12 protein-coding genes are annotated in these 18,525 nt (G+C 40.5%); 2 read left to right on the top strand and 10 right to left on the bottom strand.

Annotated elements, in window-relative coordinates; all coding sequences use genetic code 11:
- The 4 genes from QUE35_RS03500 to ileS all read right to left on the bottom strand — a co-directional run bounded on the left by QUE35_RS03500 (position 1) and on the right by ileS (position 5,512).
- Positions 1-810 carry a DUF4296 domain-containing protein gene (locus QUE35_RS03500; RefSeq protein ID WP_022601009.1) on the bottom strand — a complete coding sequence of 270 codons (810 nt, stop codon included), beginning with the start codon at positions 808-810 and terminating at the stop codon, positions 1-3.
- A gap of 10 nt (positions 811-820) precedes the next feature.
- A complete protein-coding gene (locus QUE35_RS03495; RefSeq protein WP_009319383.1) occupies positions 821-1,432 on the bottom strand; it encodes a lipoprotein signal peptidase in 612 nt (203 codons plus the stop codon).
- Between the two features lie 138 nt (positions 1,433-1,570).
- Positions 1,571-1,948, bottom strand: a complete 378-nt coding sequence (locus QUE35_RS03490) for a TraR/DksA family transcriptional regulator (RefSeq protein ID WP_009319384.1) — start codon at positions 1,946-1,948, stop codon at positions 1,571-1,573.
- Positions 1,949-2,086: 138 nt separating this feature from the next.
- A complete protein-coding gene (gene ileS, locus QUE35_RS03485) occupies positions 2,087-5,512 on the bottom strand; it encodes an isoleucine--tRNA ligase (protein ID WP_031258507.1) in 3,426 nt (1,141 codons plus the stop codon).
- Between the two features lie 183 nt (positions 5,513-5,695).
- Here ileS and QUE35_RS03480 point away from each other — a divergent pair, with 183 nt between their 5' ends.
- A complete protein-coding gene (locus tag QUE35_RS03480) occupies positions 5,696-6,121 on the top strand; it encodes a hypothetical protein (RefSeq protein ID WP_022390029.1) in 426 nt (141 codons plus the stop codon).
- Positions 6,122-6,389: 268 nt separating this feature from the next.
- Positions 6,390-9,062 (top strand): glycoside hydrolase family 3 N-terminal domain-containing protein, encoded by a 2,673-nt coding sequence (locus tag QUE35_RS03475; protein WP_022601011.1) that lies wholly within the window; start codon positions 6,390-6,392, stop codon positions 9,060-9,062.
- A 95-nt stretch (positions 9,063-9,157) separates the two neighbouring features.
- Here the strand turns inward: QUE35_RS03475 and QUE35_RS03470 are convergent, their stop codons facing one another.
- From QUE35_RS03470 to mutA, 6 genes are all read right to left on the bottom strand, one after another.
- The gene (locus QUE35_RS03470; RefSeq protein ID WP_022601012.1) at positions 9,158-10,615 is read right to left on the bottom strand and encodes a carbon starvation CstA family protein; all 1,458 of its coding nucleotides are present in this window, start codon (positions 10,613-10,615) and stop codon (positions 9,158-9,160) included.
- Positions 10,616-10,638: 23 nt separating this feature from the next.
- Positions 10,639-12,192 carry an NAD(P)/FAD-dependent oxidoreductase gene (locus QUE35_RS03465; RefSeq protein WP_022601013.1) on the bottom strand — a complete coding sequence of 518 codons (1,554 nt, stop codon included), beginning with the start codon at positions 12,190-12,192 and terminating at the stop codon, positions 10,639-10,641.
- 12 nt (positions 12,193-12,204) lie between these two features.
- On the bottom strand, positions 12,205-13,578 hold the full coding sequence (gene radA / locus QUE35_RS03460; RefSeq protein ID WP_022601014.1) for a DNA repair protein RadA: 1,374 nt from the start codon (positions 13,576-13,578) through the stop codon (positions 12,205-12,207).
- A 170-nt stretch (positions 13,579-13,748) separates the two neighbouring features.
- On the bottom strand, positions 13,749-14,162 hold the full coding sequence (locus QUE35_RS03455; protein WP_022601015.1) for a DUF4890 domain-containing protein: 414 nt from the start codon (positions 14,160-14,162) through the stop codon (positions 13,749-13,751).
- 174 nt (positions 14,163-14,336) lie between these two features.
- Positions 14,337-16,478, bottom strand: coding sequence for a methylmalonyl-CoA mutase (gene scpA / locus QUE35_RS03450; RefSeq protein ID WP_009319392.1), 2,142 nt, complete (start codon positions 16,476-16,478; stop codon positions 14,337-14,339).
- A 34-nt stretch (positions 16,479-16,512) separates the two neighbouring features.
- Positions 16,513-18,378 (bottom strand): methylmalonyl-CoA mutase small subunit, encoded by a 1,866-nt coding sequence (mutA, locus tag QUE35_RS03445; protein ID WP_022601606.1) that lies wholly within the window; start codon positions 18,376-18,378, stop codon positions 16,513-16,515.
- Positions 18,379-18,525 lie beyond the last annotated feature (147 nt).

The following is an 18,525-nucleotide window of genomic DNA, read 5'->3' as shown; positions in this document are numbered from 1 at the left end:
TTATTTTGTTGCGGTAGAATCATTCTCTGCCGTTATTTCCGGTCGTGTTATTTCCGACTTTCTATAACGGATACGGGTGAGAGAAATGCTGTCGGCGAAAGTTTTTATCCAATCGGGACGTGATGGAACAATAATGTTTCCGTATATTTTATTGATAGCAGACGAATCGGATTCGACTCGGAATGTTGCCCACCCGTTATTGCGGATATTAGAACTGATGAAGCGAATCGAGTCATTTTTATGCTTTACAGCTAATGTTACATGAGGATATTGCTTATGTATCTGAGGTAACATGCTGAATTTCAATTTTAAAATAAAAATATCTTTTTCTTGGTAATTATCGTCTGCAGGAATATCGAAAGTCAATATACTTCGTCCGATATGAGGTTCGAAAACATAGAACTGTTCCTTCGGCCATATATTCACAGAATCTCCGGGACGGGAGAGTGGTTGGGAGTTGTTTTCGGCAATCAATACTTTTACGGCTTCATCTTCTTCTTTGAGACGAGCTATGACATTATCGTATATTTTGATATATTTGGGTAAATGATGCCCATACCACATTAGAGAAGAGTCGAATAAAGCTTTATTTACTCCATGCTTTTTTAGAACAGCGTTGCGCAGTTCTTCTTTTTGTTCTATGGAACCGTATTTCTGATAATTTTTTTCTATAATCGCTTCTGATTTATGAATATCGACTAAGAGATCTTCCATTGCCTTAGGCTTGATAATGTGATCGGGAGTTCGGTCACAAGCCGGGAATAAGCAAAGAATTACACTGCATAAAGCTATATAAAACAATGATCTCATAAAAGACTATTTAGTTCTTCGACACAGATGCTAAGTATTTTCGATAAAAAAGCAGCAATACGATTACCCCTATAGTAATAGCCGAATCGGCTATATTAAAAACCGGTCGAAAAAATTCGAAAGAATCTCCTCCGATAAAAGGAATCCAATCAGGCCAATAGAACCGGAATAGAGGAAAATAGAGCATATCTACGACTTTCCCGTGAAATAACGACTGGTAACCGCCGCCTTCGGGGAATAAGGTTGCCACAAACGGAGGTGTCGGGTTGTCAAATATAACACCATAAAAAACACTATCTATTATATTACCGAATGCACCGGCAAGGATAAGAGCGATGCAAACGACATATCCTCTTTTAAAGGGACGGTGTACTATTTTATACAAGTAGTATCCGATAAAAATAACGGCTGCAATACGAAACAAACTAAGAAACAGTTTGCTGATGATTTCTATACCGAAAGCCATTCCGTTGTTTTCTATAAATAGAATATAAAACCATTTTGTGATTTCGATATCTTGACCCAGATACATGTGAGTTTTAACCCATATTTTAGTAAACTGGTCGATAAATAATACTAAAAATATTACCAGTATAGCTATTTTTCCGTTTGTCAGTTTCATCCTCTTTTTAAACTGTGTGATGTTATTTATCCGTATTACGGATGTCCGATAAAGACAATTCGACGCCTGTTCCGTATGTTTTGTATATACGTCAAGTGTCGAATTGTTATTTTATATCAGATTCAAAGTGATCCGATTTTATTTCTGGTCTTTTTTGGCATTGATACTAAGTGTAGCATGAGGTACGGCCCGTAATCTTTCTTTAGGAATCAATTCTCCGGTTTCCCGACAGATCCCGTATGTCTTGTTCTCGATTCTTACCATGGCAGCCTGCAGATGTTGTATGAACTTCATCTGTCGTTGAGCTAACTGACCAGCTTCTTCTTTCGATAGTGTCGTCGCACCTTCTTCCAGTACTTTGAACGTAGGAGAAGTATCACTTGTATCATTACCGTCAGCGTTCATAACTGCCGACTTCAGCAGATCATAATCCCGGTAAGCCTTGTCGAGCTTTTCTTGTATGATCGCGCGGAATTCTTCCAATTCTGCATCCGAATATCGTGTTTTTGTACTCATAGGTTTACGGTTTTTAAGTGAATAACCTTTTTTTCTTATTTACTACATAACATAGTAGATGTTATATAGTTTACAATATGATGCGAAAATAAAGAAATTACCCCAATATACAAAATTACCAGGGTAATAATACCGAATTTATGCTTTTGTTACGGATACTTGTAATTTAAATGAATCGAAATCCAGCTCTGTACAATTCTCATCGGATACGGTATCGACTATTTCTATCGAGTCTGCAAGCACTTGTTTTGCTATGTAATCTTCATATTTGTTTATTGCAAAATCTGTTTCAGAATGACTGGTCAGTTTTACGGTTATTTTATCCGTAATATCGAAACCGCTCGCTTTTCTGATATTCTGTATCCGATTGACCAATTCTCGGGCTATTCCTTCAAGGCGAAGTTCCTCTGTGACTGTAATATCAAGAGCCACAGTCAATCGTCCTTCATTGGCAACTAACCATCCGGGAATATCCTCAGAAATAATATCCACGTCATTCAATTCTATCGTAGCCTGTTGAGATTCGATATCGAACGTAAATTGTCCTTCAGTTTCGAAACGTGCTATTTCTTCTTGTTCCATTGATGCGATAGCTGCGGCTAATTGCTTCATGATTTTTCCATAGCGCGGTCCGAGCTTCTTAAAATCGGGTTTGATCCGTTTTACGAGTATTCCGGCCGTATTGTCTACGAAATTCAGTTCCTTTACATTTACTTCATTTAATATCAAATCTTTAACCGCTTCGATTTCCTCTTTCTGTTTTTCGTCTAAAACAGGAACCATTAATGCTGTTAGAGGTTGACGTACTTTAATATTTACTTTTCTTCGCAAGGCAAGTACCATAGATGTAATATCCTGAGCTATTTGCATACGTTCTTCTAAGGTCTTGTCTATATATTCCGGATGTAAAGTCGGAAAATCGCATAAATGTACCGATTTGTCAGAACGTCCGGTTGCGGATGTCAGGTCTCTGAACAACCGGTCTGCAAAGAACGGTGCTATGGGAGACATAAGTGCAGCGACAGTTTCTAGACATGTGTATAAAGTCTGATAAGCAGACAGTTTATCTGCATCCATCGTTCCTCCCCAGAACCGTTTCCGGTTAAGACGCACATACCAGTTGCTTAGATTATCGTTAACAAAGTCGGAAATAGCACGCCCTGCACGGGTCGGTTCGAAATTATTATAATGTTCGTCAACCTCTTTTACAAGAGTATTCAACAAAGAAATGATCCAGCGATCTATTTCAGGACGTTCTGCTACGGGGATTTCCGGCTCGGAGAATGTAAATCCGTCCACATTCGCATATAAAGCAAAAAACGAATAGGTATTGTAAAGTGTCCCGAAAAATTTTCGGCGAACTTCTTCTATACCGTCTGTATCGAATTTCAGATTATCCCATGGAGATGAGTTGGTGATCATGTACCAACGCAGTGGGTCTGAACCGTATTTCTCAATCGTAGAGAACGGATCAACGGCATTGCCTAACCGTTTGGACATTTTATTCCCGTTTTTGTCAAGCACAAGACCGTTTGAGATAACGGCTTTATAGGCGACGCTGCCGAAAACCATTGTGGCAATGGCATGGAGGGTAAAGAACCATCCGCGGGTTTGATCTACCCCTTCGGCAATGAAGTCTGCCGGGTATATTTCGTGACTGTCGAGCAACTCTTTATTTTCAAATGGATAATGTATTTGAGCATAAGGCATTGCACCCGAGTCGAACCACACATCGATTAAGTCGCTTTCTCGTTTCATCGGCTTCCCGCTTTCCGATACTAACACGATATCATCGACGTATGGCCTGTGTAAATCGATTTTGTCGTAATTTTCTTTTTTATATTCGCCCGGTACAAACCCCTTTTCTTTGTACGGATTCAATTTCATGAATCCTGCAGCGATGGATTTTTCTATTTCGTTATATAATTCTTCTACCGATCCGATACATTTTTCTTCTCCTTCTTCTGAACGCCAAATAGGGAGAGGTGTACCCCAGTAGCGCGAACGACTCAAGTTCCAGTCATTCAAGTTCTCCAGCCATTTTCCGAAACGTCCTGTTCCGGTAGATTCCGGTTTCCAGTTGATGGTCTTGTTCAGTTCTATCATCTGATCTTTACAAGCCGTTGATTTGATAAACCAACTGTCCAACGGATAATATAATACCGGTTTGTCGGTACGCCAGCAATGCGGATAATTATGTACATGTTTTTCTATCTTGAATGCCTGATTATTGGCTTTCATCATCATACAGATAGAAATATCGAGAGTTTCGTCTTTATCGGTAAGATTCGGGTCGTACGCATTTTTCACGAAACGTCCGGCATATTCTTTGTATAAATCTACATTTACACACTCTTTTACAAATGTGTCGTCCAGCTCATCGAGTAAATAGAATTTTCCGGTAAGATCTACCATCGGACGCAGTTCTCCCTTTTTATTGACCATTTGTAACGGAGGTATTCCTGCAGCCTTAGCAACTTGGGCGTCATCAGCACCGAAGGTCGGTGCAATATGTACGATACCTGTACCGTCTTCTGTTGTTACATAATCTCCCGAAATGACACGGAATGCTCCTTCTCCCGGATTGACCCACGGAATAAGTTGTTCATATTCCATTCCGACTAAGTCCGGACCTTTATATTCAGCAATCACTTTATAGGGAATCAATTTGTCTCCGGGTTTATAATCTTCTAAAGCTAAGTCTGCCGCTTTCGGATTGAAATGAGTATTCAATAAAGCCTTTGCCAAAACTACTGTGATAGGCTTTCCGCTATAAGGGTTATAAGACTGCACCGCAACATAATCGATTTTCGGCCCTACGCATAGCGCAGTATTTGACGGTAGTGTCCAAGGAGTCGTCGTCCATGCAAGAAAATAAGGAGTTCCCCATTCTGCCATTTCCGGTTTCGGATTTTTCATTTTGAACTGGGCGACTACAGTCGTGTCTTTTACATCTCTGTAACACCCCGGCTGATTTAGTTCATGAGAACTCAATCCTGTCCCTGCGGCCGGAGAGTAAGGCTGAATCGTATATCCTTTGTAGAGCAGTCCTTTATTATAAAGTTGCTTTAATAACCACCATAGAGTTTCGATATAACGGTTGTCGTATGTGATATAAGGATCGTTCATATCTACCCAATATCCCATTTTATGAGTAAGGTCTTCCCATTCACGGGTATATTTCATCACGTCTTTACGGCATGCGGCATTATAATCAGCTACCGAGATCGTCTTTCCGATATCTTCCTTGGTAATTCCGAGTGCTTTTTCTACGCCTAATTCTACGGGTAATCCGTGAGTATCCCAACCGGCTTTACGTTTAACATGAAACCCTTTCATCGTTTTGTAACGGCAAAAAATATCTTTGATCGATCGTGCCATTACGTGATGAATACCCGGCATTCCGTTTGCAGAAGGCGGTCCTTCATAAAATACGAAAGACGGGCAACCTTCACGAACTTCCAGACTCTTGTGGAATACATTTTCTTCATCCCATTTTTTCAGTACCTCTTTGTTTATCTCGGATAAATCGAAGTGAGAATATTCGGTAAACTTTTTACTCATATCTGATAAAATATTACTGCTTTCAAAAATCGCCCCGAAGGTACGAAAAATCAACGAAAAACAGCTTTGTTATAATGATAAAAAGTATGTAGATATTATTTTATTATTGTTTTATCGGTTTTTCTGCTAAAAGCAGGATATTTCCCTATATTTGTATGTTTATGTATAATTAACGGTTGAAGAATGTGTAATTGGGTAAATAAGTCGGGTGTTGTCACGATTGTCCTGTTTGTTTTCTGCGTAGTGTTCTTTTCGTGCGAAGAAATCAGTTTCGGAAAAGATCAGGATACTGCTGAGATGTTATGTAATAGAGTCTGGGTAGATTTTTATGACGAAGACGATTATACGGAATGCCGTAGGGAACTCTCCTTTTATTTAGACGGAGGAGGGATAATACGATACGATTATTATAATATATATACAGGGGATCTATTGGATACGTTTTCTGAATATTTCTATTGGGATTGGAATATTTACGGACATTCTATTGATATGGAATTTTCCGATGGTTACAGTTATTTCGATGATATTATAGTTAGCGGGAATTATCTTTCCGGCATTTTGGATGGTTATAAGGTAACATTTACCGATGGCTATTTGCTTGATTAAATAAAGCACAACATTGGAAAAGTATTTATATAAAAATCGAACAGACTTTTCGGTTTTGTGAAAATACTTTTGTTTATATTTTGACTGTTTGGAGTATTTTATATAAATTGCCGTAGGGTGTCGGTATATTGGAGAGAAGATGATCTGTGAATCTTTTCTTGTATGATGAGGTGGCAATATTTATTGATCGTAAAGAGGACAAGCCGATGACCTGATTAAACCAAATCCGTTTTTAATCAGGAGACTTTTAATATATAAATGAAAAGAAATGAGAGAGAGAAAAAAAATTATCCGGAGCGTATTCCTATGCGCTTTCGTATCGGCTTTTGTCGCTTGTAGCAATAAAGCCGATTACAAAGATTCGTCATTACCTGTCGAAACTCGAGTACAGGATTTATTGGGGCGTATGACAGTAGAAGAAAAAGCTGCTCAACTGGATATGCTGTCGGCAAAAGAAATTGTCATAGACGAAAATACTTTATCCGACGAACAGTTGAAGCATTTTGTAGATAGCATGTGTATCGGGGCTGTCCATGATTTATATCCTGCTCATGCTGCAGTAGCTAATCTTATACAAAAACATGCGGTGGAAAACTCGCGTTTGGGTATTCCTTTGCTTTTTATAGAGGAAGGATTGCACGGCTATCAAGGTGTAAAAGGTACAGCTTTCCCTATTCCTATCGGTAATTCTTCGAGCTGGGATACAACCATGCTCTATTCTATCGGAAGGGTTATTGCCACAGAAGCCCGTGCTCATGGCGTGCATTTCATATTGGGCCCGAATTTGGATCTTGCTCATGAAATAAGATGGGGGCGTGTTGAGGAAACTTTCGGTGAAGATCCGTATTTGACTTCTCGATTGGGGGTTAATCTTGTAAAAGGTATGCAAGGCAATGACTTGAGAGATAATAATACCGTGGCATCAGAGCCTAAACATTTCGGTATTCATGGTATTCCGGAATCGGGGACAAATGCCTCATCGGTTAATATCGGCGAACGAGAAGCCCGTTCATTCCATTTATATACTTTCGAAAAAGCGGTGAAAGAGGGACATGCTCAAGGGGTAATGGCTGCTTATCATGATATTGACGGGATTCCTTGCGTTGCGAATGAATGGCTGTTGTCTAAGATCTTACGTGAAGAGTGGGGCTTTGACGGCATTGTAGTATCGGATTTAGGAGCTATAAGAAGACAGGTAAACGATCATCATACGGCTGTGGATACTGAAGATGCTGTCGTTAAATCTCTTAAAGCCGGGTTGAATATGCAGTTTTACGATTTCCCTTACGATGATTTTCAGAAAGCTGTTGTCGAGTCCGTTAAAAACGGAACGCTGGATGAAGCAATTCTCGATAGTAGGGTTGCCGATGTATTAAGGCTGAAATTCCGTTTGGGATTATTTGAGAATCCTTATACTGAGGACTCTCTGGCTGTTCAAGCCGAAAATAATGCGGAACATAAGGCTTTAGCTTTGAAAGCTGCACAAGAGTCTTTGATCTTGTTGAAAAATGAAAACAATACGTTGCCGTTTAAACAAGATGTAAAACGTATTACTCTGGTGGGAGAACTGGCAAATCAGTCGTTGTTGGGCGGTTATTCTCCGGCTCAGGCAAGAGGTATTACGGTATATGAGGCATTAAAAGATAAATTCGGTAAAAATGTCCGTATCGATTTTATAGAAAGTCAGATAGAAGATTCTTTCAAATCTATTCCCAATTCGGTACTGTATACAGAAGCCGGTGGGGAAAATGGTGTTTATGTGGAATTTTTTAACGGAATAGACCTGAAAGGAACTCCGGCGTATAAGAGTGTAGATCCTGAGATTTCACATTATTGGCATAATTTAAGCCCTGTTCCGGGTGTGAACAGAGATATGTTTTCGGCTCGTTGGAAAGGGGTCATAAAAGCTCCTGTAACCGGAGAGTATGAGTTCAAGATGTCTGCAGATAATTGGAGTAAACTGTATTTAGGCGGAAAGCTGGTCATCGATCAGTGGGATAATGGTAAAAACAATGGTACATACCGTATTCGTTTACAAGCCGGACAGATACTCCCGATACAGGTGGAATATGCGGAAATCGATGATAATGCATGGACTTCTATCGAATGGAGGCTTGTCGGTCGTACTATGTCTGCCGATGCTTTATATAATCGGGTTATTGCTTCGGCACGCACGTCGGATATTACTATTGTTGTTGTAGGAGAATCGATGAATCTCGTCGGAGAGGGGAAAGACCGGCAGAATTTGAATATGAATGAGCGAGATGTCAAGCTGTTGCAAGCTGTGCATGCATCCGGATGTCCGGCAGCTACGGTATTGATGCATGGCCGCCCGTTCGTAATGACTCCGGCAGATGAATATTCCGATGCCATATTAGATGCTTGGTATCCGGGAGAATTTGGAGGAAAAGCCATTGTGGAGGCTCTTTTCGGAGATATCAATCCTTCGGGTAAACTGACAGTCAGTGTCCCTCGTTCCCAAGGGCAATTGCCGGTTACTTATCTAAAAAAACGTTCTTTTAAACATTGGTACGTAGATGGAAATACGACTCCATTATACGCATTTGGTCATGGACTTAGTTATACGACATTTAAGTATGGAGATATGCAATTGTCTGCTAAGGAAATAAATAAGGATGAGAATCTTACGGTTTCTTTTACTGTTGAGAATACAGGTAAAATGCGAGGTACGGAAATATGCCAGTTGTATTTGACCGATAAGGTTAGTAGCGTATCGCTTCCCGGAAAAGCCTTAAAAGGATTTTCTCGTGTAGAGTTAGCTCCGGGAGAAAAGAAAACCGTAGAGATTATTTTAACTCCCGAACATTTTTCATTGATCAATGCCGATATGCAGCGAGTTGTAGAACCCGGATTGTTCGAAATATCTGTAGGCCCTTCTTCTGCAACGATCGAACTGAAAGGGGAAGTGACTGTTAAATGACGGTTGGTGAAAACCGGAAATTTTAAAAGCCTGTCTGTTAAAAAAAGTCAGACAGGCTTTTATATGATTAGTTCACAGTGAATTATAGTATCTGTTTATTGTACGTTTTTCAGTTTCGGTAATTTGAGAAAGAAATAGATTCCGGAAATGATGGCCATGCCGATTCCGATACTTACGGATAAATTATATGAAAGATTGATTCCGATAGGATCATACAGTATATAGGTGATTGTAACTGTTGTCATAAAAAGGGCCGGAATAAGAGTAACCCAATATAATTTCTTTTTTTGTGCGAGGTATACGGTAATAGCCCATAGCGTGAATACGGCAAGAGTTTGGTTACACCATGCAAAATATCTCCAGATCATTTCAAAACCGTTTTTATCGGCAAGACTGTAGATAAGAATTCCGATTGCGAGTATAAATAAAGGAATGCAAATTACTAACCGTTTGGTAATCGACTTTTGTTCTATCTTCATAAAATCCGCAATAATAAGGCGAGCAGAGCGGAATGCGGTATCTCCTGACGTTATGGGGGCTGCGATTACTCCGAGTATGGCTAGGAATCCACCGATAACCCCTAACCAGCCTTCAGAAATTTTTTGCACGATGATAGCAGCACTTCCGTTTACATTATCTGCATTTTCGGTTATCCCGAATGCCGATTGGCCTTCAGGGCTGAAAAAGTAAGTAGCTGCTGCTGCCCATATCAGAGCGACAATACCTTCGGTAACCATAGAACCATAAAATATCGAACGTCCTTGATTTTCATTGGTCATGCATCGAGCCATTAATGGAGATTGAGTTGCGTGAAATCCTGAAATTGCCCCGCAGGCAATGCTAATGAACATCATTGGAAAGATTGGGGAATTTACTGCATTCGGATGTTTGTTTTGTAGTCCGTCGGTGATTTCGGGTATGGCAGGAAACTGAATGAGTAATATGGCAAGTATTCCAATCGCCATAAAGAGCAATGCGGCAGCAAAAAAGGGATATACCCGTCCGATTATTTTATCGATAGGGAATAGTGTAGCGATGATGTAATAGATAAATACTACATAAATCCAGAATGTAGAATCAAGAGATTCGGGAGTCAACATTGCGAGTAATTCTGCCGGACCTGCAACAAAAACGGCACCGACCAGTATCATTAAAATTACTGTAAAGCCTCGCATGATCTGTTTGGTGGTGACGCCTAAATAACGTCCGATAGTTTCCGGAAGGCTCTCTCCGTTATGCCGTAAAGAGATCATTCCGGAAAGATAATCATGTACTGCTCCGGCGAATATAGTACCGAATACGATCCATAAAAAAGAAGAAGTCCCGAATTTTGCTCCCATAATAGCTCCGAAAATAGGACCGAGTCCGGCGATGTTCAGAAATTGGATCATAAATATTTTCCAACGGGGAAGAGGTACAAAATCTACTCCGTCGGGGTTCTTGATTGCCGGAGTCTTACGGTCGGGTTCGATTCCGAAAACCCTTTCAATGAATTTTCCGTAAATAAAATAACCTCCGATAAGCACTAATAAAGCAATACAGAATGTGATCATGATATGTGGTTTTTGTAAAAGTTTTACATATATTGTGCTGCTGCTTCGGCGCAACGTTCACCATCGATAGCCGCCGAAACAATACCTCCTGCATATCCGGCGCCTTCACCGCAAGGGTATAATCCTTTAATGCGAACGTGTTGCATGTTTCCTTTATATCGGGGGATTCTTACCGGAGAGGATGTCCTTGTTTCTACTCCGATCATTAGTGCTTCTCTTGTAAGAAAGCCTTTCGATATTTTACCGAAATAAGAAAATCCTTCTCTAAGGCGCGAAGTAATGAATTCCGGCATCCAAAAGTGGAGAGGAGAGGAGATGACTCCCGGGGTGTATGACGATTTAGGCAGATCGAACGATACTTTTTTATTGACAAAATCTGTCATTCGTTGGGCTGGGGCTGTTTGTTTACAATTCCCATTCACATAGCACTGATATTCGAGTTCTTCCTGAAATTTTATTCCTGACAATACTCCGTATCGTGAATATTGGTCAATATCTTCCGGTCTTATTTCTACGACCATCCCCGAATTAGCCCATACTGATCCTCGATTTGAGGGAGACATTCCGTTTACAACGATTTGATTAGGTCCGCTGGCTGCCGGAACGACAAAACCTCCCGGACACATGCAGAATGAATAAACACCACGCCCGTTTACTTGAGCTACAAAACTGTATTCGGCTGCCGGAAGATATTCTCCTCTACCTTTAGGATTGTGGTACTGCAATTGATCTATCAGATGCTGCGGATGTTCCAGACGCACACCTACGGCGAAGCCTTTGCTTTCCAGTTCTATCCCTGATTCGTATAAATGATAATATACATCTCTGGCAGAATGTCCGGTTGCCAGAATAACGGGTGCGTGAAACTCTTTTCCGTTTTGGGTTTCTACCCCGATGATTTCATCGTTTTTTATTAAAAGTTTATCCATTCGGGTTTCGAAATGTATCTCGCCGCCCGATTTTTCTATTTGCTTCCGGATGTTTTCGATAACGACCGGTAATTTATCTGTACCTATATGAGGGTGGGCGTCTGCTAAAATAGATGTGTCTGCACCATGTTGACAGAAGATATTTAAAATGCGATCTACCGATCCTCTTTTTTTGCTTCGAGTATATAGTTTTCCATCCGAAAAAGCTCCGGCTCCTCCTTCTCCGAAACTGTAATTCGATTCGCTGTTTACGATCTGTTCCCGGCTTATACGGGCAATATCTTTACGTCGTTCATGAACATTTTTTCCTCGTTCTATGATAATGGGGCGGCGTCCGAGTTCGATCAGGCGTAAAGCCGCGAACAAACCTGCAGGACCTGCTCCTACGATAATGACAGGAGACTTGTCCGATACATCGTCATAGTAAGTATGTATATATTCATCGTCAGTAGGTATTTCATTGATATATACTTTTAATTGCATGTTGATCATAACCTGTCTTTGACGGGCGTCTATCGAGCGTTTCAATACTCGGATCGCTTTGATCGAAGATAAGTCAATGGCGTATTCTTGTGATACGGCTTGAATTATATTATATTCCGATGAAGCCTGTTTTGGTAGTACTCTTATTTTTAATTCTTTGATCATATTGTTGTTTTTTTATCCGAATAGTTGTCGGAAAGCTTCTTCGACTTTACGGACGGGAACAATTTCTATATTCAGTTTTTTATCATCAAACCCTTTTAGATTGTTGTACGGAATCAAAATGCGTTTGAATCCTAATTTTTCTGCTTCCGATATTCTCTGTTCGATTCGGTTGACGGGTCGTATTTCTCCGGACAGTCCGACTTCTCCGGTCATACAGGTGTGGTTCTCGATGGCCATGTCCATATTGGACGAAAGAATAGCGCTGATAATAGATAAGTCCATAGCTGGATCGTTAACTTTCAATCCTCCGGCGATATTTAGGAACACATCTTTTTGTGCAAGTTTAAATCCGACACGTTTCTCGAGAACAGCCAAAAGCATATTCATTCTTCTTAAATCGAATCCTGTTGCCGACCGTTGTGGTGTACCGTATGCGGCAGTGCTTACTAAAGATTGCGTTTCGATCAGAAATGGACGTATTCCTTCTATGGCCGCAGCTATGGCGACCCCGCTTAATCCCTCATGATTCTGAGATAGTAATAGCTCGGAGGGGTTACTGACTTCACGAAGTCCGTTTTGTCTCATTTCATATATTCCCAATTCGGCAGTGCTTCCGAATCTGTTTTTTATAGACCTGAGAATTCGGTACATATAGTGTTGATCTCCCTCGAATTGCAGCACGGTATCAACGATGTGCTCCAGAACCTTAGGTCCGGCAATACTGCCTTCTTTATTAATATGTCCGATCAATAAGACGGGAGTTCCGGTTTCTTTTGCAAATTTGAGAATTGATGCAGAGCATTCCCGCACTTGAGATACACTTCCCGGAGAAGATTCGATCGTCTCGGTCGATATGGTTTGAATAGAATCTATGATAACTAAATCGGGTTGTACGTTTTTAATATGCACGAATATTTCTTCTAAAGAAGTTTCACAAACGATATAACAATCAGGATTTTCACTTTTTTGTATTCGGTCTGCTCGTAATTTCAGTTGGCGGGCACTTTCTTCTCCGGAGACATACAATGTTTTTTTCCCATGTAAACCTAAAACCGTCTGTAAAATCAGAGTCGATTTCCCTATTCCGGGTTCGCCGCCGATCAAAACTAATGAGCCAGGAACCAGACCTCCTCCGAGAACCCTGTTCAATTCACTGTTTCGCACATCTATACGAGGCTCTTCTGCAATATTTATTTCATTCAGTTTAAGAGGTTTCGATTTGCTGTTTTCGGTCGAGTGATATGAACTTTTAGTTGCTGAAGGTTTAGTATTGATGATTTCCTCTACATAACTGTTCCATTCTCCGCAAATAGGGCATTTCCCTATCCATTTCGGAGAATCAGCTCCGCAATTGGTGCATATATATACCGATTTTGTTTTTGCCATATATATGTAGTTACATATTAATAGTTACAAATATATCGTTTTTTTCTGTATGAACAGTTAAAAATATAATGAAGATATGGCAATATATTATGATCTTATAATGATTGATTCTTATTTGATAAAATACGCCGGACAAAAAAGTTATCGTCCGGCGTATTGAAATTTGATTGTTACTTTTGTGGAAGGTTCTTCTGTGGATGTAGGCGTTTATTCAGATTCTTTTTTCTCATCTCTTTTTTTTGTTCCTGTTTCCATTGATCATAAGCAGCTTTTTGAGAAGGGGTAAGGATCGAAATAAACTCGGCTTCTTGTGCTTTTCGTTGTTCCATACGTTTTTGGCGTTCGATTTTCTCTTTTTCCTTTTGTGCTATTTGTTCTTTTATCTGTTGCAGATTCCAAGTATAAATCTTTGCCGTTTGTTCATCGTCTAATTGTAACCGGATTTTCATTATATCCGTACGCTTCTGTGCTATTTGTTCCGGTGTAAAATTTTTCTTTACTCTTGTTTTCTCAATAGGTTTCTGGGCAAAAGCCATTGCAGACATACACATTGCTATTAAAAGCATTCCGATTTTTGTTTTCATACTTCTTAATTTTTAAATGAATATTGGACTTATTTTATAGATTGGATGTATTGAGAAACGGAGGGTTAAATCGGGAAATTTTATTTTTTTTATTCATTAACAAAAAAAGGAAAAAAGTCCTTTACATTGCGTAAGAACCTTTTCCTTTTTTTATTTCTATTGAAAAAAAATTACTTATTCTTCCAACAAAATTTCAAGTATCTGACAAGCAGATTTGGCAACAGAAGATCCCGGACCGAAAATTGCTGCGACTCCGGCTTTATATAAGAAGTCATAATCTTGTGCCGGAATTACACCGCCTGCAATAACGATAATATCTTCTCGTCCGAGCTTCTTCAACTCTTCCATAACTTGTGGAATTAATGTTTTATGCCCTGCTGCCAAGGATGAAACACCTAATACATGAACGTCATTTTCAACTGCTTGGCGGGCAGCTTCTGCCGGAGTTTGGAATAGCGGTCCCATATCCACGTCGAAGCCGCAATCGGCATATCCCGTTGCCACAACTTTTGCACCTCGGTCGTGTCCGTCCTGTCCCATTTTAGCAATCATGATACGAGGCTGGCGACCTTCTTTCTTGGCGAATTTTTCTGACAATTCTGTTGCCCGTACAAAATCCGCATCTTTTTTCGTTTCTGATGAATACACTCCTGATATAGTTCTGATAATTGCCTTATAACGGCCTACGACAGCTTCGCAGGCATCGGATATTTCTCCCAAAGTCGCACGTACTTTTGCAGCTTTTACAGCAAGGTCGAGCAAATTGCCTTTTTTGGTTTTCACGCATTCTGTAATAGCTTCCAGTGCAGCTTTTACAGCCGCTTCGTCACGATTCGCTTTCAATTCGTTTAATCGGGCAATTTGCTGTTTACGTACAGCCGTATTATCTACTTCGAGAATATCGATCGGATCTTCTTTTTCCAAACGATATTTGTTTACACCGATGATTGTTTGTTTACCTGAGTCGATGCGGGCTTGAGTACGTGCGGCAGCCTCTTCTATTCTCAGTTTCGGAAGGCCGGTTTCGATAGCTTTAGCCATGCCGCCGAGTTTTTCAATTTCCTGAATATGTTCCCATGCCTTATGTGCCAATTCATTGGTCAGGGATTCTACATAATAAGAACCTGCCCAAGGATCGACTTCTTTCGTTACATAAGTTTCTTCTTGAATATATATCTGAGTATTACGAGCGATACGGGCAGAGAAATCTGTCGGTAATGCGATTGCTTCATCAAGGGCGTTTGTGTGTAGAGATTGAGTATGTCCTTGTGCTGCTCCCATCGCTTCGATACAAGTACGTCCGACATTATTGAACGGATCTTGTTCGGTCAATGACCATCCTGATGTTTGCGAATGGGTACGCAATGCAAGAGATTTCGGATTCTTAGGATTAAATTGTTTTACGATTTTTGCCCACAGCATACGAGCTGCCCGCATTTTTGCGATTTCCATAAAATAGTTCATCCCGATAGCCCAGAAGAAAGATAAACGAGGTGCAAAAGAGTCTATATCCATTCCTGCATTAACTCCGGCACGAAGGTACTCCAAGCCATCGGCGAGTGTATAAGCCAGTTCGATATCGGCAGTTGCTCCGGCTTCTTGCATGTGGTATCCCGAAATAGAGATAGAATTGAACTTAGGCATATATTGGGAGGTAAATTCAAAAATATCCGCAATGATACGCATAGAGAATTCCGGTGGGTAAATATATGTGTTGCGAACCATAAATTCTTTCAGAATATCATTTTGGATGGTCCCTGCCATTTCTTCCAATTTTGCCCCCTGTTCCAGCCCGGCGTTGATATAGAAAGCCATAATAGGGAGTACAGCCCCGTTCATAGTCATAGAAACGGACATTTTGTTTAAAGGAATACCGTCAAACAAAACTTTCATGTCTTCCAGACTGCAAATAGAAACTCCGGCTTTACCTACATCACCAACTACCCGTTCGTGATCGGCGTCATATCCTCGGTGTGTTGCCAAATCGAATGCTACGGAGAGTCCTTTCTGTCCGGCTGCGAGATTACGGCGATAAAATGCGTTCGATTCTTCAGCAGTGGAAAAACCGGCATATTGGCGGATAGTCCATGGACGCATAGCATACATACCGCTGTACGGTCCTCTCAAGAATGGAGGAATACCGGCTACATAATTCAGGTGTTCCATGCCTTCCAGATCGGCTTGTGTATAAATCGGTTTTACCGGAATCAATTCAGGTGTAATCCATTTGTCTTCAGGATTACAAGAGATGCTTCCTTTCCCGTTTTGGGCAAAAGCATCGGTTGTGATATTTATATTTTTGAAATTAGGTCTCATAATTTTACGATTTTCTTGATACGTTTTATAACGGTTAATGAATCGATAGTTTGGCATTGAAAGCCTTCAATGTATCCAGAACGTTGCTGCGTACGTTGATAAATTGGTCGATACCCTGAGCTTTCAGTTCTTCCATACATTCGGGTGCTCCTGCTACGACTAAAATGGCTTTATCGCCTAATGCTGCTTTTGCTTCGGGAGCGAGAGTTGCATATTCATCATCGCTCGAGCAAAGCACTACGATGTCGGCTTTTGCTTCAATAGCAGCGTTTACACCTTCTTGTATGGTATTGAAACCTAAATTGTCCACGATTTTATATCCGGCACATCCGAAGAAGTTTCCGGAGAATTGGGAACGGGCGAGGCGCATGGCAAGATTACCGATTGTCAACATAAATACGACCGGTTGTTTATCTGATTTTTCAGTTGCTAAACGCAGTGTTTCGAAATCGCTGGCTCCCCGTTCGAAATGTAATGTTTCGTATTCGGGCTGACATTTATGCGATTCTCCTCCGCAACATCCGCAAGACGCTTTATCTTTGATTTTATCTGCCGCTTTTTCGTTAATATTCGGGTATTGATTAGTTCCCACCAAAATTTCTTTTCTTCGTGCGATTGCCATGTGACGGGCTTCGGCCGAAGCATTTACGGTTTGTTGAATGAATCCTTCTTTCAGTGCTGCATAGAATCCGCCTTTATCTTCAACTTCGAGGAATAATTTCCATGCTTGTTCTGCAATAGAAATAGTAAGATTCTCTATATAATATGAACCTGCTGCCGGATCTGTGATTTTATTGAAATGAGATTCTTCCCGGAGCAGAAGTTGTTGATTACGGGCGATACGTTCCGAAAATTCATCCGGTTGTTTATAGGTAATGTCAAACGGGGTGACGGTCATAGAGTTTACTCCGGCAAGAGCGGCGGACATAGCCTCCGTTTGTGATCTTAACAAATTGACATGCGCATCGTAAATCGTCATGTTAAACTCGGATGTTTTTGCATGAGTTTCCATTTTTGCAGCACATTCGCAAGACGGTTTATAGGCCGATACGATTTGTGCCCATAACATGCGGGCTGCCCTGAATTTGGCTATCTCCATAAAATAGTTGGATGATATGCCGAAATTGAATTTAATGCGTTTGGCTACTTCATCTGCACTCAAACCGAGATCTGTGATACTGGCTAGCCATTCGTTTCCCCAAGCCAGAGCAAATCCGAGTTCTTGGGAGATATAAGAGCCTGCATTGTTAAGCATTATGGCATCGACTGCAAGTACTCTGAATTTAGGTAAAGCGGCAGCAGCTTTTATGATTTCTGCACCTTTCTGTGCATATTCTTTAAAATCTCTTCCTCGTTTCAAAATACGTTTGAACGGATCGAAATTGATAGAACCCTTTATATTTTCGGTATTGATGTTTTGCGATTTGAAATAATCTGATAGTGCCTCGATCAGTTTTAAACTGTTTTTAATGCACGAAGTGAAATTCAATTCGACATTTTCTACATCGATACCCGACAATAATATCGCTATATTTTCGGGAGTGATATTTTCAGCTTCGAGAGCGAAACCTAACGAAGTAATACCTTTGGTAAGCAGGTCTTTTGCTTTTGCATTGGCGTCTTTTACGTTTTCGACATGTATGTCTTGACGCACCAGCCATTCATTATCGCATTTAGTCCCGCGAACATAAGGATATTCTCCAGGTAAAGAATTTGTGGTTTTTATATCCGCAATATCTTCTGCGCGATACATCGGTTTTACGTTGAACCCTTCATTGGTTCTCCATACGAGTTTTTTGTTGAAGTCGGCACCTTTAAGGTCTGCCGTGACTTTTTCCATCCATTCTTCCGTAGAAACAGGAGGAAATTGGTCGAACAACTTTTCTTTACAATCTGCCATAGTGTTTATCTTGCAGTTTTGATTTAAGTTAAACATTCCTTTTTCTTAACACAATGCGAACGTTTTTTATCTGCGGTAAAAAACGTTCGGCTTTGCTTTTCAGCAAAGAGCTTTTACAAAAATACAACATTCCTTTTCAATAAAGAA

Origin of the sequence: Coprobacter fastidiosus, from assembly GCF_030296935.1 — a bacterium.
Taxonomy (GTDB): Bacteria; Bacteroidota; Bacteroidia; order Bacteroidales; family Coprobacteraceae; genus Coprobacter; species Coprobacter fastidiosus.
Note: the sequence above shows the minus strand (reverse complement) of the source record. Positions and strands in the feature narration are given on the sequence as shown.